At 61.7% G+C, this 26,918-nt stretch carries 22 protein-coding genes and 2 pseudogenes; 14 read left to right on the top strand and 10 right to left on the bottom strand.

Annotated elements, in window-relative coordinates; genetic code table 11:
• Positions 1-9 precede the first annotated feature (9 nt).
• A complete protein-coding gene (locus U0023_RS30745) occupies positions 10-318 on the top strand; it encodes a response regulator (protein WP_009488912.1) in 309 nt (102 codons plus the stop codon).
• 236 nt (positions 319-554) lie between these two features.
• Here the strand turns inward: U0023_RS30745 and U0023_RS30750 are convergent.
• The 3 genes and pseudogenes from U0023_RS30750 to U0023_RS30760 form a co-directional block, all read right to left on the bottom strand.
• Positions 555-1,358, bottom strand: a pseudogene (locus tag U0023_RS30750) (DUF1194 domain-containing protein).
• Positions 1,359-1,525: 167 nt separating this feature from the next.
• Positions 1,526-2,287 (bottom strand): dienelactone hydrolase family protein, encoded by a 762-nt coding sequence (locus U0023_RS30755; RefSeq protein ID WP_009488918.1) that lies wholly within the window; start codon positions 2,285-2,287, stop codon positions 1,526-1,528.
• Positions 2,288-2,807: 520 nt separating this feature from the next.
• The gene (locus U0023_RS30760) at positions 2,808-3,767 is read right to left on the bottom strand and encodes a helix-turn-helix domain-containing protein (protein ID WP_009488922.1); all 960 of its coding nucleotides are present in this window, start codon (positions 3,765-3,767) and stop codon (positions 2,808-2,810) included.
• Between the two features lie 459 nt (positions 3,768-4,226).
• Between U0023_RS30760 and U0023_RS30765 the strand changes: the two genes are divergently transcribed.
• Positions 4,227-4,946: a Crp/Fnr family transcriptional regulator gene (locus U0023_RS30765; protein ID WP_009488924.1), complete on the top strand. Its 720-nt coding sequence runs from the start codon at positions 4,227-4,229 to the stop codon at positions 4,944-4,946.
• 107 nt (positions 4,947-5,053) lie between these two features.
• Here the strand turns inward: U0023_RS30765 and U0023_RS30770 are convergent, their stop codons facing one another.
• Positions 5,054-5,644: an alpha-ketoglutarate-dependent dioxygenase AlkB gene (locus U0023_RS30770; RefSeq protein ID WP_009488926.1), complete on the bottom strand. Its 591-nt coding sequence runs from the start codon at positions 5,642-5,644 to the stop codon at positions 5,054-5,056.
• A gap of 317 nt (positions 5,645-5,961) precedes the next feature.
• On the opposite strand from U0023_RS30770, the gene U0023_RS30775 reads away from it, so the two are divergent.
• Entirely contained in the window at positions 5,962-6,180 is a 219-nt protein-coding gene (locus U0023_RS30775) for a hypothetical protein (RefSeq protein WP_154660879.1), read from the top strand.
• Positions 6,181-6,634: 454 nt separating this feature from the next.
• Here the strand turns inward: U0023_RS30775 and U0023_RS30780 are convergent, their stop codons facing one another.
• Complete coding sequence (locus tag U0023_RS30780) at positions 6,635-7,132, bottom strand: pirin family protein (RefSeq protein WP_040637846.1); 498 nt, start codon at positions 7,130-7,132, stop codon at positions 6,635-6,637.
• Between the two features lie 209 nt (positions 7,133-7,341).
• On the opposite strand from U0023_RS30780, the gene U0023_RS30785 reads away from it, so the two are divergent.
• The gene (locus U0023_RS30785; protein WP_009488933.1) at positions 7,342-8,025 is read left to right on the top strand and encodes an HAD family hydrolase; all 684 of its coding nucleotides are present in this window, start codon (positions 7,342-7,344) and stop codon (positions 8,023-8,025) included.
• A 92-nt stretch (positions 8,026-8,117) separates the two neighbouring features.
• Here U0023_RS30785 and U0023_RS30790 read toward each other — a convergent pair whose 3' ends face one another.
• A complete protein-coding gene (locus U0023_RS30790) occupies positions 8,118-9,107 on the bottom strand; it encodes an MBL fold metallo-hydrolase (protein WP_009488935.1) in 990 nt (329 codons plus the stop codon).
• 340 nt (positions 9,108-9,447) lie between these two features.
• Here U0023_RS30790 and U0023_RS30795 point away from each other — a divergent pair, with 340 nt between their 5' ends.
• The gene (locus U0023_RS30795) at positions 9,448-9,669 is read left to right on the top strand and encodes an MliC family protein (protein WP_280940642.1); all 222 of its coding nucleotides are present in this window, start codon (positions 9,448-9,450) and stop codon (positions 9,667-9,669) included.
• Positions 9,670-9,950: 281 nt separating this feature from the next.
• Here the strand turns inward: U0023_RS30795 and U0023_RS30800 are convergent, their stop codons facing one another.
• Positions 9,951-10,865 (bottom strand): LysR family transcriptional regulator, encoded by a 915-nt coding sequence (locus U0023_RS30800; RefSeq protein ID WP_009488937.1) that lies wholly within the window; start codon positions 10,863-10,865, stop codon positions 9,951-9,953.
• 123 nt (positions 10,866-10,988) lie between these two features.
• Between U0023_RS30800 and U0023_RS30805 the strand changes: the two genes are divergently transcribed.
• Positions 10,989-12,101, top strand: a complete 1,113-nt coding sequence (locus U0023_RS30805) for a flavin monoamine oxidase family protein (RefSeq protein ID WP_009488939.1) — start codon at positions 10,989-10,991, stop codon at positions 12,099-12,101.
• 89 nt (positions 12,102-12,190) lie between these two features.
• Positions 12,191-12,805 (top strand): DUF938 domain-containing protein, encoded by a 615-nt coding sequence (locus tag U0023_RS30810; RefSeq protein ID WP_040637849.1) that lies wholly within the window; start codon positions 12,191-12,193, stop codon positions 12,803-12,805.
• 82 nt (positions 12,806-12,887) lie between these two features.
• On the opposite strand, the gene U0023_RS30815 is transcribed toward U0023_RS30810, so the two are convergent.
• From U0023_RS30815 to U0023_RS30825, 3 genes and pseudogenes are all read right to left on the bottom strand, one after another.
• Positions 12,888-14,048, bottom strand: coding sequence for a M20 aminoacylase family protein (locus U0023_RS30815; RefSeq protein ID WP_009488943.1), 1,161 nt, complete (start codon positions 14,046-14,048; stop codon positions 12,888-12,890).
• Positions 14,049-14,058: 10 nt separating this feature from the next.
• A pseudogene (locus U0023_RS30820) lies at positions 14,059-15,293 on the bottom strand (allantoate amidohydrolase).
• Positions 15,290-16,498, bottom strand: coding sequence for a diaminopropionate ammonia-lyase (locus tag U0023_RS30825; protein ID WP_009488948.1), 1,209 nt, complete (start codon positions 16,496-16,498; stop codon positions 15,290-15,292). Before U0023_RS30825 ends, U0023_RS30820 begins: the two are co-directional and overlap by 4 nt.
• Positions 16,499-16,603: 105 nt before the next feature.
• Between U0023_RS30825 and U0023_RS30830 the strand changes: the two genes are divergently transcribed.
• The 7 genes from U0023_RS30830 (at position 16,604) to U0023_RS30860 (ending at position 26,910) form a co-directional block, all read left to right on the top strand.
• Positions 16,604-17,092, top strand: a complete 489-nt coding sequence (locus U0023_RS30830) for an Lrp/AsnC family transcriptional regulator (RefSeq protein ID WP_009488950.1) — start codon at positions 16,604-16,606, stop codon at positions 17,090-17,092.
• Between the two features lie 128 nt (positions 17,093-17,220).
• On the top strand, positions 17,221-18,279 hold the full coding sequence (locus tag U0023_RS30835) for an IS110 family RNA-guided transposase (protein WP_009488951.1): 1,059 nt from the start codon (positions 17,221-17,223) through the stop codon (positions 18,277-18,279).
• A 1,074-nt stretch (positions 18,280-19,353) separates the two neighbouring features.
• Positions 19,354-21,309, top strand: coding sequence for a PAS domain-containing protein (locus U0023_RS30840; protein WP_195904133.1), 1,956 nt, complete (start codon positions 19,354-19,356; stop codon positions 21,307-21,309).
• A gap of 445 nt (positions 21,310-21,754) precedes the next feature.
• On the top strand, positions 21,755-21,985 hold the full coding sequence (locus tag U0023_RS30845) for a hypothetical protein (RefSeq protein WP_009488956.1): 231 nt from the start codon (positions 21,755-21,757) through the stop codon (positions 21,983-21,985).
• Positions 21,986-22,602: 617 nt separating this feature from the next.
• Entirely contained in the window at positions 22,603-23,499 is an 897-nt protein-coding gene (locus U0023_RS30850; RefSeq protein WP_009488957.1) for an aminoglycoside phosphotransferase family protein, read from the top strand.
• Between the two features lie 436 nt (positions 23,500-23,935).
• Complete coding sequence (locus U0023_RS30855) at positions 23,936-25,390, top strand: DUF1254 domain-containing protein (protein ID WP_009488958.1); 1,455 nt, start codon at positions 23,936-23,938, stop codon at positions 25,388-25,390.
• 110 nt (positions 25,391-25,500) lie between these two features.
• The gene (locus U0023_RS30860; protein ID WP_009488959.1) at positions 25,501-26,910 is read left to right on the top strand and encodes a DUF1214 domain-containing protein; all 1,410 of its coding nucleotides are present in this window, start codon (positions 25,501-25,503) and stop codon (positions 26,908-26,910) included.
• The last annotated feature ends 8 nt before the right edge of the window (positions 26,911-26,918 follow it).

The following is a 26,918-nucleotide window of genomic DNA, read 5'->3' on the forward strand; positions in this document are numbered from 1 at the left end:
TGTCGCGCCATGGCCGTGGACGCACTCGAGGACGAGGGCTTCGCGGTGCTGGAGGCCCCGTCGGCCGACTACGCGGCAACCCTGCTCGAGTCCCGGCGTGATATCGGCGTGGTGTTCACCGACGTCCCCATGCCGGGAACTCTCAACGGCTTCGACCTGGCGCGGCTGGTGCAAAGGGCGTACCCGGACGTGCGCGTCCTGGTTTCTTCCGGCGCTTTGCCGTCCAAGTTCAGCGGCGAGGCGCCGGACGCGCGCTTCGTGCCCAAGCCGTACCGCATGGCCGACGTCGTGCGGATCATCCGCGGGATGACGGCGTGACCCGAAGGATCTTCTGCATTGGCGCACTGAGCAGACCTTCATCGGGTCCGATCAACGTTACAGATTGACCCCGCACCGACATCCTTGGCGTGGCATTAACCTGCTGAGCGGTGTTAAGGACATCACGAGACCGGCCGTAGAGAGGGTTGGATCACAACGCCAACTTAGAACCAAGCTGCCCGCGGTTGCGTTGCGTCCGTGGCATCATTGCAGGCAGTCAACAATGTCTGCGTCAATCATCTGCTTAGCGATTGGTGCCGTCGCAGTTCACCAGCCAAACAGTTCGTCGGTGCGGCAGCCTGGGTTGGCTGGACGAGTGGGCGAGGCTGCCGCTGGTCCGTGATTTCCCGGATGATCTTGGCCTTGATGGCCTCGGTGAACTGCGTCTTCTCCCGCACTGGAACCAGAAATGCTCCCGGACCACCAATGACACAGTCGCGGAAGTAGAGGTCGAGATCTTCGATATCCCAGATGCCATTGGGCTGCTTCAGCATGATTGGCAGGCCATTGATGGTGATGCCGTGAGCCAGGGCCTCATCGCGCGCCAAGGTCACGGTTCGGCCTGTGTTGTTGGCTCCGTCACCCGAGATGGCGATCACCTGCCGATCCGCTTGTAGGCCGCTCTGACGAAGCTGCCGAACGCCGAAGTCGATAACCCCTGAAATGGACGTGTAGCCCATGCGGTGGATCGGGCTCTGCAACAGCCGCTCTGCAAAGGCCACGCCATCATCGGACTACACGATGACGGTCCAGGGGACGATGATCTCCTGATCGAACGCTCCCGACCATTCCACGTAGACCACGGCGATGCGTCCCAGCACACCCTGGCGGATCGCCCGATGGACCTCGGGAGACTGAACCGCCTCGGCAAAGCCGTGGCGCTGGAGATCCTGCTCATCCGGCTCCATGGAAAACGAGACATCCACCGCCAGCACCAGGGCGAGATCGACCCGGATTTCCGCCAGAGCCACTGCACTGGTCACGAGCAACATCCCGACTGCCAGCATCAGGGTGGTCATGAGGCGCGGTAGGCTCAGCATGCCTAGCTCCCGTTCCGCCTGCGCTTCGTCCAGGTTGCCGTCGTCGAGATTGAACCTGAGCAGCGGACAGACGAGACAATCCCGACCTTCGTCTCGATGTCTGGCCCGCGCACGGCTCCGCGCTGCGGATCAGTGCCGCTGCTGGTCGGCAATGGACGTCGCCGCTGTCAGGGCGACTTTCCCTTGAGAGTCCGATCTAAGAATGCGTGAGCACGCCCCAATGCATCCTCGGCTGCCTTTGCATCGTAGGCCGCGGCAAACCCTAGGATCTCACCGATGGCTCCCCAGCGGGGATCGGCGAACCCGTGCTTCACCCCAGGATAGACCTGAACCTCAATGGAGTTGCCGTCTCCGTTCGCGGGCCGCGCAATCTCCTCGCATCCCTGCGCCCGCGTGCGCTGATCTTCCCGCCCTACCAGGATCAGCAGCGGGAATGCAGCCTTCTGGACTTGTCCGAGTGCAGTGCATTCGGGATAGTAGGCCAGGCCGGCTTTGAAACCGAGGTTCTCATCGTTGACCACGCTCGATTGTGACTGCGGCTCAGCAAGGGTGAGAACAAAGACGCCTCCCGTCGCAAACCCGAGAAGGCCTACTCGGTCGCGTTGGACGGTTGGCAATCCCGCCAGGTAGAACAGGCCGCCATAAGCGTCAGCAATCCGGTCCACACCAGGAGGTTCCTGACCGTTCAGGAAGCAGCCGGCTTGTGCATTCCGCGAGGTCCAACTGTCAACCACAAGGGTGACATAGCCCCACGAGGCGAGTTGCGCCGGGAGCATCTCGCGAACAAACGGCGTCATACCGATACAGTCGGGGAGCACCACGACGGCCGAAAAGGGACCATCGCCCGTGGGCTTGGCCAAGTAGCCTTCGATGCGAGTTCCTGGTGTGGGTTTTGGCTCCTCGCCGCGCTCGCGCATCTTGCGGGCCATGAGCCCTCCGACAGGCCGAGCAGCAGCCTGAAAATCGACCTTCTCACCAACAACAGAAGGTGGGCCGGATCCGGGCTGTTGAGCCCGGGCCCCGGTTGAAAGGACCAGCCCTAAGGCCACACAGATGAGATAACGCATGGCACTGCTCCCGTGCCTGATCCCATCCACCAAATTTACCACTTCAGGCCGTTGTTGGCCAAGAGAATGAGAGGCGGCTATGGCTCCCCAGCCGCTCGTGCGACCGCGTTCACCCAAGGTCGCCCGCGAACATCCCCCACCTGCTGGCTCCTGCAAGTTCGGTCGGGGATTGGATGTGATGAGCCCGGAAAGTTCCTTGTTGGCGCTCCTGAGAGGTACCCTGTTGGTCTGCTTTCGCACTCAGGGGCTGACATTCATTGGGAACCCAAAAAGGTGAATGGTTGACCCTGACTATTCGGATGGGAATGTTCTCCGTCAGAACTTTGATGTGAATCTAGCAAGCCGCAATCCCATAGGCTTAAGATTGTTGGTACTGGACGCTTCAGGATGGCCCGCAGGTGCGTGCTCGGGTGTCACCTGGTGTCTCGCTCCAGCGCTGCTTGTAGCACCGGTAGAACCAGGAGAGATCGTTGAACCCACTGCTGAATGCAATGTCGGCGATGGTGCGCCTGCTCTGCCGAAGGTCAGTCAATGCCTGGTGACAGGCGTCTAGCCGCGCCGACACGAGCAACTCGCTAAATGTGGTCCCGGTGCTTTCGAACAGCTTCTGCACGTAGCGCCCAGAGACCTTCAGATGGGCCGCAACCTTGCCGATGCTCAGCTCCGGATCGGCCAGATTGCTCGTGACGAACTGTCGGGCGGTCGCAAGTCGGGCCTGTCGAATTCCACCCTGATCGGAACTGATTGATCCCGCCGGCTGGAAGGCCGCCGCGGCTAGATCGCACAAGATCGAACCAGCCTTGCTCATCGCCTCTGGCGGCAAGGTGGAGATCGTCTGTGACAGTGTCACCAGATAGCCTGAGAGCAGGGCTCCCATTCCATCACCCCCATGGACGCAAACCTTGGTCCGGTTCAGGGAAGTGAGGTGCCTGTCAAGAAGGTTGCGGGGCACATGCAGGATGGTTGACTGGACAGGTTGCGTAATCACAAAGCTGTCGCAGGGTTCAGCCGTGTCGAACAGCAAGAGATCGCCAGGACCAGCTTCGTACTCCACACCTTGGTAGACCCCGTGCACCGCTCCTCCGTGCAGGTAATGCAGGCAATACGCCGTTTGTGAAAGACGGGCGACCTCAGACGCGCTGCGGCCCATGCGGTGCTCTGGCAGATGGGCCCTGGCCATTTGCACGTCACCGATCCCGTGCAACTCGATCGTTGCGTGGAACGGGCCTGAGTCAGTTCGCTCGGCCCATAGCCCGAACCACGTCTCACAAACAATCTCACGCCAGTACGCGAACTGATCCTTAGGAGTAGCGAGAGCGCTCATCTCAATGCGGGTTTGCATGAACCTCCTATACGATCAAGATGCTGTCAGGCCCAGTCAGCAGTTAATCCCATCAGAGACTGTTTCTCAGTTACACAGCGCAGAGATCATTAGCGCACCTGCCCATCCGAATACGGCGATGCAGTTCGCCGACGTCCACACCGCAGTTCGTCTCACACCAAGACACACCGCCCCTCGCAGGTCATGCTTAAGCTTGGATGGGCGACGTCATAACGTCAAGGCAGGCCGTCTACCGATCATCTGGCATCGGGAAGGTAGTCCCAGCAGCTTGGCGACTTCTTCGCCATAGGCATGTGCTGATCCAGGGCCGAATGCGAGATTACTTTGATGCGCAATAGACCATCTCGAAGAGCAAGCAATAACTTGTGGTGGTGTCCGCGTGGGGTTTGGACCCAATGACAGGACGGCTGTGTCATAAGCCACCCACCGGCAAGCTGATCATCCGGCATGCGAGATAGCATGAGACGAGCCGGCCGTTACGCCAACCGGCTCCTGTTCGCTCTGGAGCCGGATGATCTCGTCTACCTTGAGCCCCATCTCGAGATGGTCAGCCTGAGACGAGGGCAGATCATTTGCGAGGCGGGCGAGGCACTGCACCATGCCTACTTTCCTCATGATGCTGTGATCTCTCTGGTTACCGTGATGGAGAATGGCAGCACGGCGGAGATGGCTGTCTGCGGCCGGGAAGGTGTGATGGGTCTTATTCCAGCATCGGTCACGCGCCAAGCCTTTGGAAACTACGTTGTGCAGATGCGGGGAACTGCCTCTCGGATCTCCTTGGATCAACTGCAAGCGGTTCTCCAGGCACGTCCCATGGTCGCAGGGCTGATGAACCGCTTCGCCGAGGCTATGCAGGCGCGCATCCTGCAATCAGTCGCGTGCAATGCAGTCCACAGTGTTGAGCAGCGCCTGTGCCGCTGGATCCTGAGCACCCATCACAGAACGGATGAAGTCATCCTGCCGCTCACTCATGAGCTTCTGGCGGAACGGTTTGGTGTGCAACGCTCCACGGTCACCACCATCATGGGCAAACTCCAGGCCGCCGGAGTGATCCAACAGGTGAGGGGCGGCATCACCATAGCTGACATCGTCAAATTGGAACAGGGCTCCTGCGAATGTTACCGAAAGCTACGGACGACCTTTGAGCGCCTGCTGCCACATACATTCACAGCAGAGTAAGGCTGACTGTGCAACGACAATTTTAGTGTCCGGGTATAAGCCTTGGAACAGCGGCATGCTCATGCCTGTGATGCATGACAGCACCATGGTTCACGCGCTGCCCCTCCTTAGCCGTCCGGGTGGCGTGAGGGCTTGAAGTTCCTGAAGGTGATCGAGTAGCGCAGTCGATCCACGTCCGGGATGCTGTGCTCCCATTCTGTGCGGGAAGGTCCCTGTAACAGATATGCGGAGCGCGGCTCGGCCACGACGGAGGCGCGTTCCCACTTGCTGCCCGCCTTGCGACTGAAGCGAAATACACATGGCGATCCGAGTGAGATACCGACTACCTCGGCAAACATTGGCTTGTCCTTGTGCCAGCCGATCCCAGCCCCGGCGGCATATTCGGTGAGGAGAACGTGCTGGAGATCAGAGGCGTGCAGGCTGGCAAAGCGAGCCGCGCGCTCCCGCAATGGGAGCAGGAATTCAGGCATGTCCTCCGTCCGCTGCAGTTCCATTCGGTTGAAGTCGTACTGCCAGCCGAAGGAGAGAACACGTCGGTTGCCCTGATACCCTCGGAACTCGAACGCCTTAAAAGCCAGGTCCGCAAACCGCTCCACCAGATCGCGCTCCTCATCCGCCGAGAGGAAGTCGGGACGATATCTGAACCCCTGAGGCAAGGAAGGGGAAGCTTGGAAGAGGTCGGGTTGGTTGTGGTTCATGGCAACATCCGCTCGCCGGTATGGCATTGAGATCCCAGACGCGGTCGCACTGTGTCTGTCCCACCCAGTAGTGCCACCAAGAGGGTGGTGTTTCCGACCCTGTTCGTCCGCGCGAAAAGTCATCGCGCCGTTAATTCGGGACATCAAAGGCAGATCCTTGGCAGAAGAGCGCCCTGGGGATTTCCGCGGGTCACAGGCTATCAGAGGACTCCTATAGGTTATTCTGTGCAATGTTGGACGTCCTCTCTTGTCTTGGCCAGAGATCCCGTTCTCGAGAGAAGTTGTTTATAATGAGCCCGATCTGGGGAGGGTTGGCCTTGGCCACGTACGTAGTCGCGATCAGGCGTGAGGCACGGTTGGAACCTGTGACGGCCGAGGAGTGCGTCCGCCAAGTGCCTGGCGTCCAGGTTAAGGAGGCGGGCAATCCAAGTTGCGTCGTCATTGAGGCATCGCCTCAAGCTGTATCCGAGATCGAGCGTCGCTTCGGCGACAAGCTCATCGTGGAGGCTGACATTCGTCACAAGCGCTTGCTTTAACCTACTGGGCACATGGGTAAGCGATACGTGCATTGAATTGCGTACATAGGTGCGTTGACGACACGGAATTCCAGAATCGGCTTCCTTCGTATCACTATCTTTCACATCGGCGCGTCCTGAACGATGGACGCAACGGTTCTCTGGAAAGAGGGCGGGCCCCTCTCACCTTGGGCCGCTGGGTACAGCGGTCTTTTCTTTGCCGGACACCACGTCAGGGCGGGACTGGAATGGCGAGCATCGGACCCGATCAGGTCGAACGGGAAGCGCGGGCGCTGCTGAAGGAAGCCATTGAGCGCTCGGGCTGGTATCCGATCCTCTCCGGTGCAGAGCGAGAGAAGCGCGTTGAGCAGGATGTCGATCGCTATTGGCCCGTCATGGCATCAGAAGCAGCGCAGCGCCTCCTCGACCGCTTTGAGGGGTGCTCTCATGTCGCTTTTCACACAGCAGGTTTGGCTCAGGACATTGGTTCTGGAGCAGGTCTCGGGTCTTCCGGCAGCGGAATGAACTCCTGATCATCGTTCAGGGGCAGATGAATGCGACCGTTCTGCCAGTCGGCTTTGGCCTGCTTGATCCTGTCCTGGCGCAATGACAGGAAGTTCCACCAGATGTGCCGTGGTCCCAGAGGTTCTCCGCCCAGCAACATGTCTGAGTGGCTGATGCCGCTGCCGGCCGTCATCCAGTTCACAGCGCCGGGCCGGATGGCCTGCTGAGCCCCCGTACTGTCCCGGTGCGTGATCTCACCATCAAACAGGTAGGTGACGGTTGAGAGCCCGATGTGCGGGTGAGGGCGCACGTCGGTTGTCCGAGGCACGTGGGGAGGCAGATCTACGGGGCCCATATGGTCGAAGAAGATGAACGGCCCAACCATGCGCCGCCGCATGAAGGGGAGCACCCGGCCGACTTCAAAGCCACCGAGATCCTTGCGCCTGGCATCAATCACCAGATCCAGTATCAGACTCTCCACCCCAAGCTCAAGAACCAAGCCCAGTCGGGATGGTTGGCCCTCAGGAGGGCTGAAATGTGACCTGAAGACGCGACGGGATCATTGAAACGGATCGGTGAGCGGCCATACCTCCTGCTCTGATGCTTGGAGCTGTTTGAGCCCACCGATGAGACAGCCCATGCGTCGTCCGCAATCGCAGCCCGCGATGGAGCTGATTTATGACGAACGAACATCCCAGCGGAGTTAGGCCAGGACAGCATCCGTTTCGGGCCGTGCTGGGGGACATCGACGGCACCCTGCTCCTGAGCGAGGACATGCACTTTCGTGCCCTTCGCCATACCCTGGCAACCGAAGGGGTGGAGGTGCCTGACGAGTTTCATCACGAGATCGTCGGCCGGGCGGCGAAGGTCGTCTACGAGAAGTGCCGGCAGACCTTCGGCTTGTCGATGAGCTTCGACCAGTGGCGCCGGCTGAAATACAGCTACTACACCGCCCATGCCGCAGAGATCTCGGTGCGGTCCGGCGCGCTGGAGGCCTGGCAGCTCTTCGAGCAGTCGGGGCTCCGACAGGCCTTGGTGTCGAATTCCGACCGGATCGTGGTGAACGCGAACATCAGGGTGCTGGGCTTGGAAACGCCCGGGTTTATTTCGGTATCGATCAATGACGTGGTGCGGGGCAAGCCTGACCCTGAGCCTTATGAGCGGGCGGCGACGCTTCTTGGGCTTCAGCCGCAGCAGTGTATTGCCATCGAAGACAGTCCGACCGGAGCGCAGGCCGCCCTTACCGCCGGCACCCACCTCATCGCGTGGCCGGAGGATCGGACGCTGGAGTTCCCGCCAAGCATCCAGCCGATCACGGATTTGGAGCCGGCAGTCAAGGAACTCCTCCAACACGCGGCTTGATGGCGACTGCCCACGATGATCCCGGTGGGCCCGGATGGGGAAATCGATGGTCCATTCCCGGCGTGGCGCTGAGACGACGCAAGTTCACCGCCTTACCGGAAGTGGTAAAGCGCACCCTGTTCCGGGATCACGAACTGAACACCAAGATCGTTGCCGGCCTCGAGTTCCTTGCGGATCGCCTCCTGCGGCTGCTCGTTGGTCAATGAGTACTTGATATGGCTCACGACGACCGGCAGCCCCTTCAGGGCATTGCCGCCGGATTCCTGATCCAGAACATGCAGCGTCTTGTGAACCCATTTCGGTGTCATGTGCCCGAACAGCAGATTGTCCTGCCGATCGCTGGTGTACGACACTTCCAGGATGATGGCCTTCAACGTCCGCTGCCTCACCTTGTCGGCAATCGCCTTCCAGATATCCTGCATATTGGAAGCCTTCTGAACCTCGTCAGGGCCGGTATCCCCGAAGCACAGGATGGCGTCACCCCCGCTTTCGATGAGGAAGGCGGTCGATTCGGCTCCTGCATGGTTGAGCGGGAAGGGGGTGACGGTCATCGTAGTGCCAGCAAGGTCCTTGGTCTCCCCGGACTTCAGATCCTCCAGGCGATACTTCCTCAACTGAGGCGGCTGGCCACGATCCAGCATGTTGGGCCAGGCCTTCCAGTTAAAATAGGTCTGCTCGATTTCGGCGCTCACCGATGGTAGCGCATATATGGTCTTGTTGCTGTCATCCGGCGATGCGACCACCAGGCCCTGTACATGGTCGAGGTGAGCATGGCTGATCAGGTAGCCTTTAATCTCGCTTTTCAACACGTGCCCGATGACGCTGTCGGTCGAACCCTCAGGCACTTTGACGTCTCTGAAGACGCCCTTGTCCTGAGCGACCTTCAACCCGTTGACCAGACTGCCGGCATCACAGGCGATGGCGTTGCGGTCCCCGTGTGGCCGAATGAGGTAGGAACTGAGATTGCTGTCCTGAATGCCGCCCAAAGCGCCGAGAACAATCAGATCGAAGCCTTGCCCCGACAGGGCAATAGTGGGCATCAGGAACATTGCCATCGAAGCAATGGATGCGATCAGTTTCATGAAGCCTCCAGCACCAGCAGATTAGGTCTGAGCGTGGGAATGTTGGCATAGCAGAGAGATGCATGCCAACCGTCATCCTTGCGGCATTGCCTCGTGAACGGCTGACACTGCCAAGAAAATGGGCAGCCAGACCAGGACGTGGTTGAGGATCTTCAGCAGGATCTTCTGGATCGCAGGGCCGCCCCAATGCGGACTTACGGAGGGCGGTCGAGAAGGAAGGGACTGTCTCGTGAACTGTACATCATCTGCCCTCGGCAGAACGATCATGACCGCACTTTATCTGATCGGTGCCGCCACAGGAGCGACGGCCCAAGATCGTACACCTGTTCATTACACATGTATGGATGGCACAAAGCTTCAGGCCACGTTCTCACCTCCAAGCACTTCAATGGGGTCAGTGAAGCTGGTTTATGCCGGATCTTCGACTGAGATGATGCTCCCGCAGGCTCTCTCTGCGGATGGGGGGCGATACACTCAGGGCGACGTCGAGTTCTGGATCAAGGGCAAGGGTGCAACGCTGACCCGAGCAGGAAAGTCGACGACTTGCCGGACGCGCGACTAAATCACACCTTCCGACCCGCCGGCCCAATGCCCGCCTGAGGGCCGGGAGCGGACCTTCACACGGCCAAGATGAAGGACTGCCTGTGACCCAGCCTGTGTCAAAACGCGAATAGGTCCGAGCTCGACGAACTATTTGTACAACACCAACCTCATAGGCCGTGAAATCTCCAGCCTACTCGGCCTTGCGAGACATGAAGTTGCTTCAACGAGGGACCTGTCAGCGTTTTGATACAACCAAGACCCTTTCCGGACGTAAGCTCCCGCGCCGTCATGCGAGGGTCACTAGCTCCAGTCGGTCGCTGGGTCAGCTTTGGCCTCTAGTTCCTGTGCAAGAGATAGGAAGCCAGCGATGTAGGCAATCCCTTCCTCGCCGCGGCGGACGCCGAGATTGATGCTCTTGTTGATCCCGCTCTTCCCAAGCCTTACGGCGCGGATGGGAAGCTGCGCTCCCTCCTCGCGGACGAGCCAGTCTGGCAGGACCGAAACACCCCGCCGGGCAGCAACGAGTTGCAACATCAGATCGGTCGTTTCGGCCGTCCGGTGCTGCCGCGGGCGACACTGCCCCGGCACGAGAAACTGCGTGTAGACGTCGAGCCGCTCGACGCTGACCGGGACGGTGATCAACACCTCGTCGAGGAGATCCGGCGGTGTGGCCCAATCGCATCGGGCCAGACGGTGTTCCTCATGCACGACCAGCACGAGCTCATAATCGATGACAGGCGTGAACAGGAGATCAGGCAGATCGATCGGGTCCGGGGTAATCAGCAGGTCGATCTCGTGGCCAAGCAGCGCAGCGACCCCATCGAAGCGGAAGGCCGTGCGGACATCCAGGTCCACGTCCGGCCAGGCAGCCAGGTAATGCGGGGTCAGACGCATCAGCCAGCGCTGGCACGGGTGGCACTCCATCCCAGTGCGCAGGGCGCCGCGCCGCCCTTGGGCGAAGTCGACCAGAACCCGCTCGGCGTGTTCCATCTGTGGCAGAACCCGCTGGGCGAGGCCGAGCAGGTATTCGCCAGCCTGTGTGAAGCGCAGGCCGCGTCCCTGCTTGACCCAGAGCTTGACCCCATAGCGTTCCTCGACCCTGCGGATCATGTGCGACAGCGCCGACTGACTGACGTTCAGTCGCTCGGCGGCCGCGGTCACGCTGCCTGAGCGGTCGACTTCCCGGAGAACGGCGAGGTGTTGGTGGTCCAGCATTCATGACTCCCGCTCATCGATCAATGAGCTCTTACCATTTCTCCTCATGATAGGAAGTTAGTATGGAGGAGGAGTCTAGTACGCCCCAGTGCATGGGGCCTAAGCCGCCAAGAGGAAGCCTGCATGAAACCCACCGCCGCTACGGTTGTGATCATCGGAGCCGGCCTTTCCGGCCTCTACGCTGCCCGTCTGCTTCACGCCGCAGGTATCGGGGTCCAGATCCTGGAGGCCCGCGACCGTGTCGGCGGGCGCATTCTGTCAGTCGATGAGGAAGGTCGTCCGAGCGAGGACGGATTCGATCTCGGCGCGTCTTGGATCTGGCCAAGGATGCAGCCGGCGATAGGCGCCCTAGTCGACGAACTCGGACTGTCCGGTTTCACCCAGTTCAGTGAAGGTGATGTCGTCTTCGAGCGCTTTTCGCGCGAGGGGCCGCTCCGCCATGCAGGGCCAAGGCAGGACCCACAGTCAATCCGGCTGGTTGGCGGTATGTCCGCTATCGTCCGCGCGCTCATGGCCAGCCTGCCTGAGGATTGCATCCAGTGCGAGGCGCATGTCACCCGGATCGCGCTCGCAGAGGACGGGGTGCGGCTGACCATTAGCCTTCCCGGTGGCGGGGAGGAGGAAACCCACGCTAGCCAAGTGATCACGGCGGTGCCGCCGCGTCTCCTCGAAGCGACAGTGCAATTCACGCCTGCATTGGAGCCATCGACGACCGATCGCTGGCGTAGCACGCCGACCTGGATGGCCCCGCATGCGAAGTTTTTCGCCCTCTATGATCGACCGTTCTGGCGCGAGGCCGGGTTGTCGGGAACGGCGCAGAGTGTGGTTGGGCCCTTGATGGAAATCCACGATGCGACGACCTCATCCGGGAAGCCGGGGTTGTTCGGCTTCCTTGGTATGGGACCGGATCAGCGTTCGGCGATTGGCGAGGCCGTGGTCACCCAGGCCTGCATCGAGCAGTTGGCCCGAATCTTCGGACCTCAGGCGCTCCAACCGCGAGCCACGCTCTACAAGGACTGGTCAAAGGACCCGCTGACCGCAACATCGGCAGACAGAGGATTCGGCGGTCACCCCTCGGCAGAGGGTTCCGCCTGGGTCACGGGAGCGTGGCAACGGCGCCTCGCCTTGGCCGGCAGCGAAACCAGCGCAACGGAACCGGGTTTTCTGGCCGGGGCGTTGGAGGCAGCGAGATGTGCTGTGACAGACACGCTCCAAAGGATCGGCTCTTCCAACTGATCGTCCGCAGAGTGGCGGTGTCTGTCCTGTCGACGGCTCCTCTCCACGGCATGACAGCACAGGCACCGCATGATGAGGAATACGCCTTCATGACAACGACATCGTCTTCCCAGGATGCACGGGTTGCACCTTCAGTGGCCCGCAACCGCGATCCGATCTTGGCCGTATTGCGCAGAGTTCTGCCGCCGACTGGCACGGTTCTCGAGATCGCCAGCGGCACGGGCGAGCACGCGGTGCACTTCGCGGCTGCGTTGCCGCACCTCACATGGCAGCCATCGGATCAGGATGAGCAGGGTTTGAGAAGCATCACTGCTCATCGGGCCATCTCTGGCCTGCCGAACCTTCTCGCGCCGCTTCGCCTCGATGCCGCAGCTCCCGAATGGCCTGTCGAGCAGGTGGACGCCGTCGTGGCCATCAACATGGTCCACATCAGCCCCTGGCAGGCGACTCAAGGGCTGGCGGCCGGGGCAGGACGGGCGCTGTCCCCCGACGGCGTGCTCTACCTCTACGGAGCGTACAAGGAGAACGGTATCCACACGGCACCAAGCAATGAAGCCTTCGATGCCGATCTCAGACGTCGGAATCCCGATTGGGGTATCCGGGACCTCGAGGAGGTGGCAGAGCTCGCCGGAAGGTACGGGTTGACGCTTGTCGAGCGGATCTCGATGCCCGCCAATAATCTCAGCCTTGTCTTCCGGCGCTAGGAACCTGCGAAGTCCGCTAATCCGGAACGGCAGCTCTTTAGGCGGCTATTTCTCCCTGACGTTAATTCTTGATCCGTGGCGATTAGGCCGATGGCAACCGCTGTCGGATGATGGCGCCATGGAAGCGTGCCCCATAGAGCAGCCCGTCATCGTTGAAATCGTAGGATGGGTTGTGCAGGGGCGCCGAATCCGTGCCGTTGCCGACGAAGACGAAGCAGCCCGGCACGTGCTTCAGGAAGCGGGCGAAGTCCTCCGACCCCGTCATTGGTTCGCGGGCAGTCGACACATGCTCAGGCTCGAACACGGTTTGAGCGGCAGCGAAGGCTTCGTCCGCCAGAGCGGCATCGTTCAGGAGCGGCACGAACTCGCGCGTGTAGGTCACCTCGGCGGCGACATTGTACGTCAAGGCGGTGCCCTCCGCGATGATGCGCATCTGCTTCTCGATCTCTGCACTGACCTCCGGCCGGAAACTGCGGGCATCACCGAGAATGCGGGCAAGCCCGGGCAACGCATTCCGGATGCCGTCGGTGATCAGTTCCGTCACCGACACGACACCGATGTCAGTCGGGCTGAGGCGGCGTGATACGATGGTCTGGAGGTTCATCACGGTTGCACAGGCGGCGACCAGTACTTCGTTGCCCCAATGCGGGCGGGCGGCATGGCCGCCGACGCCTTTCAGCACGATCTCGAAGTTGTCCTCCGCCGACATGATCGGGCCGACTCGGGTCTGGAAGTGCCCGACGGGCAGTCCCGGCATGTTGTGCAGGCCGTAGATTTCCTCGAACGGGAAGCGCTCCATCAACCCGTCCGCCAGCATGGCGAGCGCGCCCTTGCCCCATTCCTCGGCAGGCTGGAAGACAAAGCGCACGGTGCCGTCGAACCCGCCTTCCTCGGCGAGGAGCTTGGCGGCCCCGAGCAGCATGACGGTGTGGCCATCATGGCCGCAGGCATGCATCGTGCCGGGATTCTGCGAGCGGTACTCCGACGTGCCCTGTTCGGTGATGCGCAGGGCGTCCATGTCGGCCCGGAGCGCGATGGCCCGGTTGCCGCTTCCGCGTTTGAGCGTGCCGACGACGCCGGTGCCACCTATGCCTTCGGCCACTTCGTCAAGGCCGAACTCCCGCAGTTTGGCGGCCACGAAGGCGCTCGTACGCCTCTCCTCGAAGCCGAACTCGGGATGCGCGTGCAGGTCGCGCCGCCAGGCGGTCATCTCTTGAGCCAGGGCGTCCAGATCCAGGGCCATCGGTGTCTCCTTATGGGGCTGCGAGAGTAGCGGTCACGTCGAGCAGGATGTTGGCGCCTGCAACGAGGTCGGCATCCGGCGTGTGCTCGCGTGGATTGTGGCTGATGCCGCCGATGCTCGGCACGAAGATCATGGCTGCGGGCGCGATACGGGCGATCATCTGGGCATCGTGACCCGCGCCCGAGGTCATGCGCTTCGAGGCCAGCCCGCGCTTGCGTGCGGCCTCCTCCACCAGCTTCACGATCCCCGGTCGAAGGTCACCGGCTCGAATCGCGCCAGCCGTTCGACCGAGATTGTGACCTCCTCGGTAGCCGCCAACTCCGTCAGGTAGGCGGCAAGGGCTGCCTCCTCCGCCTGGAGGCGCCCTTCGTCGGGATCACGCAGGTCGACCGTGAAGGTTGCGCGGGAGGGAATGACGTTGATTGCGTTCGGCTCGAAGCTCATGCAGCCGACGGTGGCAACGGTGGGTGTATTCGAAGTGCGGGTCCGATCGCGCAGGAAGGTGACCACGCGGGCTGCGGCATGGCCTGCATCCCGGCGCATCGACATCGGCGTCGTGCCGGCGTGGTTGGCCTCTCCCATGATGGTGATGCGCTGCCAGGAGATGCCCTGAAGGTTCTCGACCGCACCGATGGGCACGCCCTCGCACTCCAGCACAGGCCCCTGTTCGATGTGCAACTCGACGTAGGCGTGCGGCCTGAGAAAGCCCGGCTCCTCGGAGCCGGCATAGCCGATCCGCTCCAGCTCCGCCCCGAGCACCGTGCCATCGGTGCCGACCGTCGCCAGCGCCTCCTCGACCACGAGCGCGCCGGCATAGACGAGCGAACCCATCATGTCGGGGGCGTAGCGCACGCCCTCCTCGTTGGTGAAGGCGGCGACTGCGATAGGCCGTGTAGGAACATACCCAGAAGCTTTCAGGGTCTCTATCACTTCCAGCCCGGACAGCACGCCGTAGCAGCCGTCATAGATGCCGGCATTGATGACGGTGTCGATGTGGGAGCCGAGCAGGACAGGCGCCGCATCCGCATTTGCGTCATCCTTCCAGATTCCGAAGATGTTGCCGATGCGGTCGACCGCAACCTCCAGGCCCGCGCTGCGGATCCAGGCAAGGACGGTGTCACGTCCTGCCTTGTCGTTGTCGGAGCCGGTGAGCCGGATCAGCCTGCCATCGCTGTCGCGACCGATCTGCCCGAGTTCCCGGAGCCGGCCAAGCAGGCGCTCCGCGTTGATTGAGAGCGTTGTCATGCGTCAGCCCTTCTAGGGGTGGTTGCAACGATCTCAGGCCGCATCCCGACCAGTTCCGCGTAGCGCTCCGGATCGGTGGCGCCTTCGGTGTTGATGACAAAGACCCGGGACGCTCCGTTGAGATGAAGCGCTGTTCGGATCTCAGGATCCGCAGCCGCGCGCATGAGACCGGCGAGACCTGCACCGCCGCTCTCACCCGCCACGATGGCCGGATCGTTCCCGGTGGGCCGGGCCAAGCGGTTCATCACCGCGACCGCATCCTTCTCGTCGACGGTCATGAAGGCATCGGCGACGCGCGACAGCACCCGCCAGGCAACCAGCGACGGCTCGTAGCATTCGAGCATCGCCATGACGGTCGGCTCGCCGTGGTCGATCCGGACCGGACGTCCTGCGCGCGCGGTCTCGAAGACGCAGGCGGCTCGGGCGGGATCGACCACGACGAAGGTCGGCCGCTGGTCCCCAAGGGCGAGAGCGAGATGCCCCGCGACTGCGGCCGCGACACCCCCGACACCAGCCTGCACGAACACATGGGTCGGTGCTTCGGGAAGCTGGCGCAGGGCTTCGCGCACCATGGCGGTGTAGCCCTGCATCACCAGCCCGGGGATGCGCTCGTAACCCGGCCAGGAGGTGTCAGAGACGATGGTCCAGCCCTTCTCGGCAGCGACGCGTGCGGCCTCAGCGACCGAATCGTCATAGGTGCCCTCGATCCGGATCATCTGAGCGCCGAAGCGGGCAATGGCCGCCACACGCTCGTCGCTGACGCCGGAGTGCACAAAGATGGCAGCACTGGCTCCAACGAGTTGGGCACCCTGCGCCACTGAGCGTCCATGATTGCCATCGGTGGCACAAGCGACCGTCATGCCAGCAGTGACGGCACGGACCTCGGGCGCGTGCAGTTCAGCGACATCGATTGCGCGTCCGAGCTGGCAGCGGGCTTCCTCCAGCACAAGCCGGATGACCGCATAGGAGCCGCCCAGCGCCTTGAAGCTGCCGAGGCCCAGCCGGAAGCCCTCATCCTTGATATGGACGGAATCCACGCCGAGTTCGGCAGCCAGGGCCGGCAGGGTGTGTAGGGGCGTCGGGGCATGGTTGTCCCGATAGGTGAGATAACGTTCGACCTCTTCAGCGGCCGGTACGCCGAGCGTCTTGGCATCAACTGGCTCAAGAGGCGTGCGGTAGTCGGGGTGCTGATTGAGCAGGAACATCGCCATCCTTTATTGCTGAGACGGCGAGAAGATATTGCGCCTGCCACGAGAAAGGCGCTCTATTTTGACCTGTTGAATGCAAGAATTTTTCGTGTGAGTGGCCCCGTGGTGCCTAAGCCTTCGTCGTCGATCACCCTCGACAGCTTCGATCTCGCGATCCTGAACATCCTCCAGCGGGACAATACAACCCCGCAGCGGGTGATCGGTGAGGCCGTTAGTCTGTCCGCTCCTGCCGTGCAGCGCCGCATCCGGCGGATGGAGAAGGCCGGGGTCATCCAAGCCAATGTCGCAGTTGTCGATCCAACCCAGGTTGGACAATCCATCACCATCTTCGTCGAGGTCGAGGTGATCAGTGAGACGGCAGAGCTGATCGATGCGGCCAAGCGGGAGTTCGCCTCGGTTCCGGAGGTGCAGCAGTGCTACTATGTCACTGGAGAGGCGGACTTCGTGCTGGTGGTCGTGGTGTCAACGATGACCGCCTATGAGGCACTGACGCGGCGCCTGTTCTTCGGGAATAACAACGTAAAGCGGTTCCGCACCTTCGTCGCCATGGATCGCGTCAAGGTCGGTTTGATGGTTCCTCTACCGGAATGACTGTACGCTCCAATCCCTGCCAACAGACGGCGCGTGAGGGAACGACTGCTAATGGGATGGTCCGGCCGTGCTTCTGCCCCGCTTGTTCGTAAGCTGTGGGGCTTCGAGCCACGTAAGGAGCACGTCCCATGTCACGGTCTTCTTCCTCTTCCGCCATTGCCACGCTGGGCATCGATCTCGGCAAGAACAGTTTCCACCTCGTCGGCCAGGATCAGCGCGGCGCCATCGTGCTGCGGATCAAGCTTTCCCGCTCGCAGCTCCCGCAGCGGCTGGCCCACATCCCACCCTGCCTGATCGGCATGGAGGCCTGTGCCGGAGCCCACCACATCGGCCGCCAACTCCGGGCGCTCGGCCACGATGTACGCCTCATCCCGGCTCAATACGTCAAACCGTTCCTCAAGGGCCACAAGAACGACTATCGCGATGCTGAAGCCATCGCGGAGGCGGTGCAACGGCCCACCATGTCGTTCGTGGCGATCAAGACGCCCGAGCACATGGATCTGCTCGCCTTGCATCGGGTGCGCTCGCGCTTGGTCAGTCAACGCACCGGCGTGACCAATCAGATCCGGGGCTTCCTCCTGGAGCGCGGCATCACCGTGCGCCAGGGCCTTGCGCCGCTGCGGCAGGCGCTGCCAAGCATCCTGGGTTCGTCCTCTGATGCTCTATCGCGGCGCATCGTTCACCTCATTGCCGATCTGACTGAGGATTGGCGTCAGCTCGACGCGCGCATTGCGGACGTCTGCGCCGAGATCGAGGCGCTCGCCGCCCAGGACGAACACTGTCAGCGTCTGATGAGCGTGCCGGGTGTCGGACCGATCATCTCGTCGGCCGTGGTGGCGGCCATTGGTACAGGTGCAGGCTTCAGGCAGTGGCGGGACTTCGGCGCTTGGCTCGGGCTGGTGCCGAAGCAGGAGTCGACCGGTGATCGCACGATCCTGGGCAAGATCTCCAAACGCGGCAACAAGTACCTGCGGATGCTCTTCGTCCAAGCGGCTCACATCGTGCTGGTGCGCCGGCCACATGGGGCGAGGCTCGGCCTGTGGCTCTGGATCGAGACTGCGGGCCGGCGGCTACATCGCAACATGCTGGTGATTGCTCTGGCCAACAAGCTGGCGCGCATCGCCTGGGCGGTGCTGGCGCGAGGGCACGGCTATCAGCCCAGGAGTGCCTCCCATGCAGCAGCCTGATACGAACTCACCTCTGAGACACGATCCTGTCGGTTCAGATGATCCATCAACCCTGAGGGTCGAATGATGACACCGGTTAGCTAATCAGCGGCTTCCCGCCGAGGTCTGCGAGATGACGAAGGAGATGGACGAACGGTCTGCCCGGCGCAACCACAAGACTGGGTGCCATAATGGCCCATAGAGGTCTCGCCGCTAGCGAGTCTTGGATGCGCGCGGATCCCCATGATGGCCCGGAGCTGAGGCTCCACCACGAGGCCGAATACATTGATGCAGCTCTCACGTTTGTCACTCTGCCAACATCATCTTGCGACGCACGGCCGGACCATACATCTGGCACGAGGCGGACGAAAGCCGAACTTCCGAACTCATAGGGTGAGCTGAGTTTCATAAGGCCATGCCTAACGGCTAAGTTTGACCGATGCTGTCGAAAAACTCTCATTTCCTTGTTTTCAGCAGCAACAGCATACCTGATGCAGTGGCCGCTTAAGCAGCTCCATACCACCTGTAGATGCCCAGTATCCCGCAGGGGAGTTTTTCAACAGCATCGACCCAAAGCAGTCCTTCCGAGCACGCAGTTTGGGATAGGCACGCCCGATCGACAGGCTCGGCCAATTCAGTCAAGCTCAGCCCTTTGCTTGTGACTGCAGCAATGCTGTGTAGATGATGGCAGTAGCCATTTTTGAATGGTGCCGCCCTCTGAGATCCGGCTCTCAGAGGGGTCCGGATATATGCCGGACAAGTTCCCTGACGAACCCGTCTCCGCAAAAAGAAAGCGCCCCTTTTCCCAGGGGCGCTCCAAGGTTCGGCCCGTAGGGGCAAAAGTAACGGTACCGATGACGTTCATCTATTCGGGCGCATCCGCGTTGTCATGTCGGCAAACTACGACGGAGAAATACCCTCCAGCCGCTCGACGGGACCCTGCATCATGACAGCCTGGTGCTTTCGAGCAGACCGGAGCGGCCAATAGGAGCGACCGATACGTTTGTGGAAGTGCCACACCGGTATCGCCAAGGTTGGTCGGATTTAGCGGATGGCAAACGGTGGAGTGACGGCGGCTTGGGAACGATGCGATTCTTGAAGGGCAGCACTATGGGAGGGCGAATCCAGGCGCATGACTGGTCAGGCTCGCCGCTAGGTCATATCGAAACCTGGCCGGAAGCGCTCCGGATCACGCTCGGCAACATGCTTCATTCTGCGTTCGCGACCTATCTCGCATGGGGGGCGGATCTCACGACCTTCTACAATGACCCCGCTCTCAAGCTGCGCGGGAACCGACCTGAGGCGCTTGGACAGCCCCTGCCGCAAGCTTGGTCCGAGATCTGGGAAATCGTGTCGCCGATGGTCGCGCGATCCCTTCGGGGTGAGACGACCTATGTTCAGGACGTGCCCATCGATATCGTGCAACGAAAAGACTACCCGGAGGAGACTTGGTGGACCGGCTCAATCAGCCCTGTCATGGACGGGGCTGACCAGCTGGGTGGCGTTCTGATTATCCTGCAGGAGACGACCGAGCGCGTGCTCACTGAGCAGCGGCTTCGGTTTCTGGTCGATCTGAGCACACGCTTACGTGGGGTGGCCGAGGCGCGCGAGGTCATGGCCACAGCCGCGGAGATGCTGGGGCGTCATCTGAGGGCGAACCGTGTCGGGTACTATGAACTGAGTGAGAGTGGTGAGACCTTTGCGGTCGAGCGTGATTGGACCGATGCCACGACCCCGAGCTTTGTCGGCGGGCATCGCATCGATGACTTTGGCACCGTCATCGAACACGAGTTGAGGGCGGGACGCACCGTACGCATTGATGATGCCTTGATACATCCGCTCACCGGGGAAGGTCCCGTCGCCGCCGAGTTCCTCAGGGCCGGAAAGCGCTCAGCCATCATCGCGCCCCTGGTCAGGGACGAGCGGCTGGTCGCCTCCTTCTATGTTCATCAGACCGAGCCGCGCCATTGGCGCGATGACGAGGTCTCGCTGGTCCAGGAAGTTGCCGAGCGCACCTGGACCTCGATCTTGCAGTCCCGGGCCGAGACGGCTCTCCGGGACAGTGAGGAGCGATTCCGGCAGTTTGCCGAGCACTCCTCCACGGTGCTGTGGATCCAGGATCTCGAAACCCACGAGATAGAGTACATCAGCCCGGCCTACGCGGCGATCTGGGGCGAGCCTGTGGAGGTCGCGTTACGCGATCCGGATCATTGGATCCAAGCCCTTCACCCCGACGACCGTGACCGGGTTAGCACCATCTTCGATCGCGTCCGAGGCGGCGAGGAGGGCACGTACGAGTACCACATCATCCGACCTGACGGCGGCGTGCGCTGGATCCGTGATACGTTCTTTCCAATGCGAGATGAGCAGGGGCGGATCCGACGGGTTGGCGGCATCGCCCAGGATATCACCCACAATGAAGGCTCTATCGTCTACATGGTCGATGGCAACGAGGTCTCGCGTCGGGACCTGTGCCTTCTGCTCCAGGGGGCCGGCTACGAGGTAAAATCCTTTGCCTCTGCACAATCGTTTCTCACGGTAGCGCCGGTGTTGGTGCCGGGTTGCGTGGTGCTCGATACGCGCAGTCCTGAAGCCGGGGGGCTGACGATCCCCAGAGAGCTGAAGGCGCGCAGGGCCGGGCTGCCGGTCATTGTGCTCGGAGAGTCTGGTGGGAATGTTACGGTCGGGGTTCAGGCGATGAAGGCCGGAGCCGTGGATTTCCTCGACCTGCCGTACCAACCCGAACAGATGCTGGACGCACTCGCCTCAGCACAGGCGACCATCCGGGAGAGGGCCGGACAAGATCAGGCTGCCGAACGCGTGAAGGCGCTCATTGCAGCGTTGCCGCCACGCGAGCGGGAGGTGTTGGACGGACTACTCGCAGGGGGGACCAACAAGACGATTGCGCGGGACCTTAGCCTCAGCCCGCGCACGGTCGAGTCGCATCGGGCCCGCATCATGGAGCGGCTGGGAGCGCAAAGCCTGCCTGAACTGGTGCAGATTGCCGTGGCAGCCGGCTTGCAGTCGAAACGACAGGACAGGCACGGTTGACTGCGCAGGTGGTAAGCAACAGCGCGATCACATCTCTAATGTGGCCGAACTACGTCTCAGAATGGCACGGTGAGGATTATTCCCTTGGGGCATTCACTGGGCCAATCTTGCCTGAACTGCTCAGCACGCCGCTGCTGCGGCAGCTGCTTCTGGGCCTTGCGGAACAATCCGTAGGAAGTATCCGACTGGTGCCTGATTGGACCAAAAGTTAACTCAGGCTAATGGCAGGCAGCGACGGCGCTTGCGGTTTAGGGAGAACCGCCCAAGGAGGCGGCGAGACGCTAAATTAATCGAGGAACGAGCTAAGGGGTGGCACGGGTGCACGGCCTTCCCCGAAGCTTAGACGCCCTTTTCGCAGCAGGCTCGCCTGGAGAAGATCTGGTGAGGGGTGCAATCAAGTTTGCCAAGCAAGCCTCAAGACTACGTCAGGGAGGAACGCAAGACCATGGACAAGGCTGCGAACGATAACCGCGTTACAGAACTGATTTGGATCTTGTCCACGACTTTAGCCAACATTGATGTCGAGTATGAGTTCGAGCTGGCGCGGATCCGGGCGACGGCCGAACCTCATCTCACAGCAATAATCATGGACACAGTACGCCAGCGGTACGTTGAGCGCCGCACCCACTATGTCCAACAAATTGCCGAGTTGCGGAAGCGGTCGGGTGAGGGATAAGATGGGATTTCGTCGCCATGCCGGTTGTGCGCTGGGAATCAGGCCAGAGGGGCACAAATGCCGGAGACACCTGCATTTGACCAGCCTCTCATAACAGGAACTGTAATTGCTGGCCGAGTGCCGCCAGGGGCCGAGAGGGTGGAGGACCTGGTCGAAGGATCGCCGTCTTTGTTGCGCTGGCGGTCAGTACTGCTGTCATCCTCATTCAAAACCGCTAGTGACTCAGGGGCATTGCTCTTTCATTTGGGATTGCCATCCGTTCTCGCGGGGCACTTCGAGGGTAAACGCTTCGTGGTTTCGCGAATTGAGATCTCTAGGCGCCCTCAGCGGTGAGGTCATGGTTGCGTCTTCATCCGAGGGAGGCAACTCGCCAAGATATCTCTATGCTCACGAAAGGAAAATTACGGTTTGCCGATGGTCTGAGGTTGGCACGAGGCGGAAGTAGATCGAATTTCCGCATCCGTGGCGTGAGCCGACCTTCACTTCATTTGCTATTCGTTACTCATTGACCCGTTCCGGACCTCCGGTGCTGATTCCAAGACTTAGCGGCATTGAGCGTTGCAACTCATACCTGTAGCCATCTCTTAGAAGCGAGGTTGACCGGAGATCCTGGCAGCATGATGCACGACGATCAGGTTCATATTGATGCTGATGCCATTCGGGGGATGATTATCGATCAGTTCCCGGAGTATCGCCACGAGCGGATCGAGCAACTTGGCTTGACCGGCACTGTCAGTGCCATCTTCCGGGTTGGATCAAGTGTCGCCGCGAGGTTCCCGTTGCGCGCCATGACGCCGGTCGAATGCGCCGATATGCTTCGCAGAGAAGCGGCTGCCATGACCGAATTCGCGAGGCATTCTCCGGTTGCGACTCCTCGACCGCTGGGGTTTGGCCAGCCCAGTGAACTCTATCCGATGCCTTGGGCGATACAGACCTGGGTAGAAGGTGTTCCTGTTACACCAACCAGCCTTGCGCCTTCCACGGCATTTGCACTCGACATTGCGAACCTCATCGCTTCGTTGCGGGCCGCGGACACTCAGGGTCGCCACTTTGATGGACAGGGGCGGGGCGGCAACCTTCCCGATCACGACGATTGGATGGAAGTCTGTTTCATGAACAGCGAGGCGCTCCTCGACGTTGCCCGCTTGCGTCGCCTGTGGGCGCGGTTGCGTGAGTTGCCGCGATCCGGGCCCGACGTCATGAGCCACCGGGATCTCATTCCGGCGAACCTTCTTGTGCGTGGCGAGCGTCTCGTGGGTGTGCTCGACGCTGGCAATTTCGGGCCGGCCGATCCGGCGTTGGATCTTGTGGCCGCGTGGCATCTTCTTGACCGCGACCGCAGGGAGGTTGTGCGGAGTTATCTCGGATTGGGTGAACTCGAGTGGACGCGCGGCGCAGCATGGGCGTTTCAGCAGGCGATGGGACTTGTGTGGTACTACGAGCATACCCATCCGAGCATGAGTGCCCTTGGTCGAAACACGATCTGCCGCCTGCTTGAGGATCTTGTCGTCTGAACTGGATGTACCTCTGGTGGACGCGAATGGACAAAGGACTGTCCGCTCCTCTTTGACCCGGCAACACAAGCGAAGTGTTATCCCGGTAGCCGGTGTTGTGCGCCCGGAGCTGCTATCTCGGATCAATTTGCCCTGGGTTGCTCCGGAAGGTCCGGAAGGAAGGACAGCTCCTGGCACGACGCGGAAGTACGCCGAACGTCCGCTCAAGCGTGCGGCAGCAGACCTTCCCAAGGCGCCCGCAATTTCCTGGGGTGACTTATGGCTCCCTTTCAGAGGGTCTCTGGGCATGGGGTATTTTCCTGTCTGGAGCTCAGGGTTTCACCTGATACTCAATTTCAGCCACGGGGATAGAATTCCTGAGCAGCCCGACCGCAGCAGCGCGGTTCTTCTTCACGGGTGAACGCGACTTCCCGCGACCACAGAAAGGACTGGGACCATGCTACGCCCCGCAGGCCCAATGCTCGGAGCTGTCCTCCTTGCGGTGACGCCCGTCGCTGCACAGACCCCATCCGCATCATTGCCTTATGCCTTCGAGCGCGGCTATCCGGTCGGTGACACCTCGCAGCGCGTCCGCGACGAGGCCGACTTCCAGCGCGCCATCATCGCCTATCGCTTCTGGTATCCCACCGTCTCGAACGAGGGCATCTTCAACGGCAACCGCGCGGTCGGGATCGAAGACGGCAAGGCCATGGGCATCGCCGCCACGGGACCGCGTCAGGTCGGCTTCACGCTGAACTCCGACACGCCCTACGGCTCGGCCGTGCTCGACCTCTCCAACGGACCGATGGTGATCGAGCTGCCACCGGGTGCCTACATCGGCCTCGTCAACGATCACCACCAGGGTTGGGTGCAGGATCTCGGCCTGCCAGGGCCGGATGCTGGCAAGGGCGGTAAGCATCTCGTCCTGCCACCTGGCTACACGGGAGAGGTTCCGGCCGGCTATTACGTCGGCCGATCCAAGTCGCTGAAGAACCTGCTCGCCGTCCGCTCCCTGCCGGCGGACGGGGATGTCCCCAAGGCCCTGGAGGCCCTGCGGGCCATCAAGGTCTACCCGCTCGCGAGCGAAGCATCGCCGCAGCCGCTCCGGATCGCCGACACGAGCGAGAAGGCGATGGATTCCTCTTCGCTCAAGTGGGAAGACAACATCCGGTTCTGGGAGGTGCTGGCCAAGATCATCGCGGGGGAGCCGCGGGTGCCCGAGTTCCTGCCAATGTACGGCCTGCTCTCGGAACTCGGCATCGAGCAGGACAAGCCGTTTGCGCCCGATGCCCGGATGAAGGCGATCCTCGAACGTGCGGCCAAGACCGGGCGTGACCAGATGCTGGTCACCGCCTTCGACAGCGACCGGCCCGATCGCCTCAACTGGCCCGACCGCAAGTGGGAATGGGCCGGCCTCGTGCCCGGCAGCGCCCAGTTCGAGACGCCCACAAGCATTGACCTCGATGCCCGTGACCGGTGGTTCGCACAGGCCATCGTGACCTCGCCCGCCATGTTCCGGCGCAACGCGGGCGCGGGCTCGCTGTACTGGCTGAGTGCTCGCGACGCGACAGGCGCATTCCTCGACGGCGGCAGGAACTACAAGCTCACCATCCCGCAGCCGGTGCCGGGTCAGTTGTTCTGGTCAGTCACGGTGTACGACGCGCAGACCCGCTCGCAGGTCCAGACCGATCAGGACAAGGCGGCGCTGCGCTCGCTGTTCGAGCTCAAGGACGTCGACCAGACGAAACCCCTCGACCTGTACTTCGGGCCGACGGCGCCAGCCGGGCAGCAGGCACGCTGGATCAAGACCGCACCCGGCAGGGGCTGGTTCGCCTACATTCGCATCTACGGACCCGAGCAGGCGGCCTTCGACCGGAGCTGGAAGCCCGGCGACTTCGAGGAAGTGCAATAGGAGGCGGCGGTTATGAGCGATCCCGCGCAAGACCGCGACCGAGCAATCGGGGGCCGATCGCCTCGACGACCCTTGGGAGCAAATGCAGGGATAACCTGGCGGAGGACGTCATGAAGAGATTGGTTGTTGCTGCACTGGCCGTCGTGTCCCTGGCGGCACCGGCATCCGCCCAGGGCACGTCGCCCAAGGAGTTGGAACGGAGAGTCATCGAGCGCCGGGCCGTCGAGGCGGCGATCTGGAGCATGCCGGTGGTCAACTACGACCTGATGCTCCAGGAGATGCTGACCAAGACCCCGGGCAAGGTGAACCAAGTGATCTACTGGGGCCACCCCCTCGACTGGCGCAACCAGACGCTCACCCCCAATCCGGACACGCTTTACTTTATGGCGTTCATGAACACGAAGGACGTGGGGCCGATCGTGATCGAGGTGCCGCCGGCTGGATCCGACGGCTCGCTCAATGCCAACATCGTCAACATCTGGCAGCAGCCGCTCGAGGACGCCGGCCTGCTTGGGGTCGACAAGGGCCAAGGCAGCAAGTTCGTCATGCTGCCCCCGGACTATGCCGACAAGGTTCCCGACGGCTATGTCGGGTTGCAACCCGAAACCCACGGAAGCTATGCCCTGTTCCGGGCCAACCTCGCCAGCCATGCCGAAGCCGACGTTGCCAGGTCCATCGCCTACGGCAAGCGGATCAGGATCTACCCCCTGGCGCAAGCTGCCAGCCCTCCTGCGACCGTCTTCACCGACGTCAAGGACATCCTCTTCGACTCGACCATCCGCTATGACCGCAGTTTCTACGAGGGGCTGAACCGGATCGTGCAGAGCGAGCCGTGGCTCGACCGCGACAGGGCCATGATCGATCCGCTGCGCACGCTCGGGATCGAAAAGGGCAAGCCCTTCGCGCCTGGCGATGCGGCGGGTCAGGCGCTCGATGCCGGCATCCGGGAGACCCACATGCTGCTCGAGGCCCGGTACGATGCGGGCCTTCCGACGTTCTTCGAGGGAACCCACTGGACGTTCCCGACATCACCGGAACTCATCCAGGCCGCATCGGCCGGCTTCAATGACCCCGACCATTACCCCGTTGACGCGCGGGGCCTGACCTACACCTACGGTTACATCGGCATCAAGCGGCTGGGATCGGGCCAGTTCTACCTCATCAACATCAAGGACAAGGACGGCGAGAATTATGACGGAGCCAAGACCTACCGCCTGACCGTGCCGCCGAACGTGCCGGTTGAGCAGTACTGGTCGGTGACCGCCTATGATCGGGAGACCCATGCGCTCATCAGGAACGTCGGCCGAGCCAGCCGGGCATCGAACGCCGCCGAGGTGCAGCGGAATGCCGACGGGTCCGTCGACATCTACTTCGGCCCGAAGGCGCCAGCCGGCAAGGAGGCCAACTGGGTGCCGACCGATCCGCAGCGCGGTTTCGAGCTGATGTTCCGGGCCTATGGTCCGAAGAAGGAGTTCTTCGACAAGGCCTGGAGGCTGCCGGACGTCGCGAAGGTGAACTGATCGCAATG

Source organism: Microvirga lotononidis (assembly GCF_034627025.1).
Lineage (GTDB): Bacteria > Pseudomonadota > Alphaproteobacteria > Rhizobiales > Beijerinckiaceae > Microvirga > Microvirga lotononidis.

Excerpts from the sequence above, each read along its gene's own strand:
- U0023_RS30815 (WP_009488943.1), bottom strand. The coding sequence starts at position 14,048 with ATGGCCCTGGATCTGGACGCCCTGGCTCAAGAGATGACCGCCTGGCGG.
- U0023_RS30845 (WP_009488956.1), top strand. The coding sequence starts at position 21,755 with ATGGACAAGGCTGCGAACGATAACCGCGTTACAGAACTGATTTGGATC.
- U0023_RS30755 (WP_009488918.1), bottom strand. The coding sequence starts at position 2,287 with ATGGCCCGCAAGATGCGCGAGCGCGGCGAGGAGCCAAAACCCACACCA.
- U0023_RS30855 (WP_009488958.1), top strand. The coding sequence starts at position 23,936 with ATGCTACGCCCCGCAGGCCCAATGCTCGGAGCTGTCCTCCTTGCGGTG.
- U0023_RS30760 (WP_009488922.1), bottom strand. The coding sequence starts at position 3,767 with ATGCAAACCCGCATTGAGATGAGCGCTCTCGCTACTCCTAAGGATCAG.
- U0023_RS30860 (WP_009488959.1), top strand. The coding sequence starts at position 25,501 with ATGAAGAGATTGGTTGTTGCTGCACTGGCCGTCGTGTCCCTGGCGGCA.
- U0023_RS30805 (WP_009488939.1), top strand. The coding sequence starts at position 10,989 with ATGAAACCCACCGCCGCTACGGTTGTGATCATCGGAGCCGGCCTTTCC.
- U0023_RS30790 (WP_009488935.1), bottom strand. The coding sequence starts at position 9,107 with ATGAAACTGATCGCATCCATTGCTTCGATGGCAATGTTCCTGATGCCC.
- U0023_RS30785 (WP_009488933.1), top strand. The coding sequence starts at position 7,342 with ATGACGAACGAACATCCCAGCGGAGTTAGGCCAGGACAGCATCCGTTT.
- U0023_RS30825 (WP_009488948.1), bottom strand. The coding sequence starts at position 16,498 with ATGTTCCTGCTCAATCAGCACCCCGACTACCGCACGCCTCTTGAGCCA.
- U0023_RS30745 (WP_009488912.1), top strand. The coding sequence starts at position 10 with ATGGCCGTGGACGCACTCGAGGACGAGGGCTTCGCGGTGCTGGAGGCC.
- U0023_RS30765 (WP_009488924.1), top strand. The coding sequence starts at position 4,227 with ATGAGACGAGCCGGCCGTTACGCCAACCGGCTCCTGTTCGCTCTGGAG.
- U0023_RS30835 (WP_009488951.1), top strand. The coding sequence starts at position 17,221 with ATGTCACGGTCTTCTTCCTCTTCCGCCATTGCCACGCTGGGCATCGAT.
- U0023_RS30770 (WP_009488926.1), bottom strand. The coding sequence starts at position 5,644 with ATGAACCACAACCAACCCGACCTCTTCCAAGCTTCCCCTTCCTTGCCT.
- U0023_RS30810 (WP_040637849.1), top strand. The coding sequence starts at position 12,191 with ATGACAACGACATCGTCTTCCCAGGATGCACGGGTTGCACCTTCAGTG.
- U0023_RS30800 (WP_009488937.1), bottom strand. The coding sequence starts at position 10,865 with ATGCTGGACCACCAACACCTCGCCGTTCTCCGGGAAGTCGACCGCTCA.
- U0023_RS30850 (WP_009488957.1), top strand. The coding sequence starts at position 22,603 with ATGATGCACGACGATCAGGTTCATATTGATGCTGATGCCATTCGGGGG.
- U0023_RS30795 (WP_280940642.1), top strand. The coding sequence starts at position 9,448 with ATGGATGGCACAAAGCTTCAGGCCACGTTCTCACCTCCAAGCACTTCA.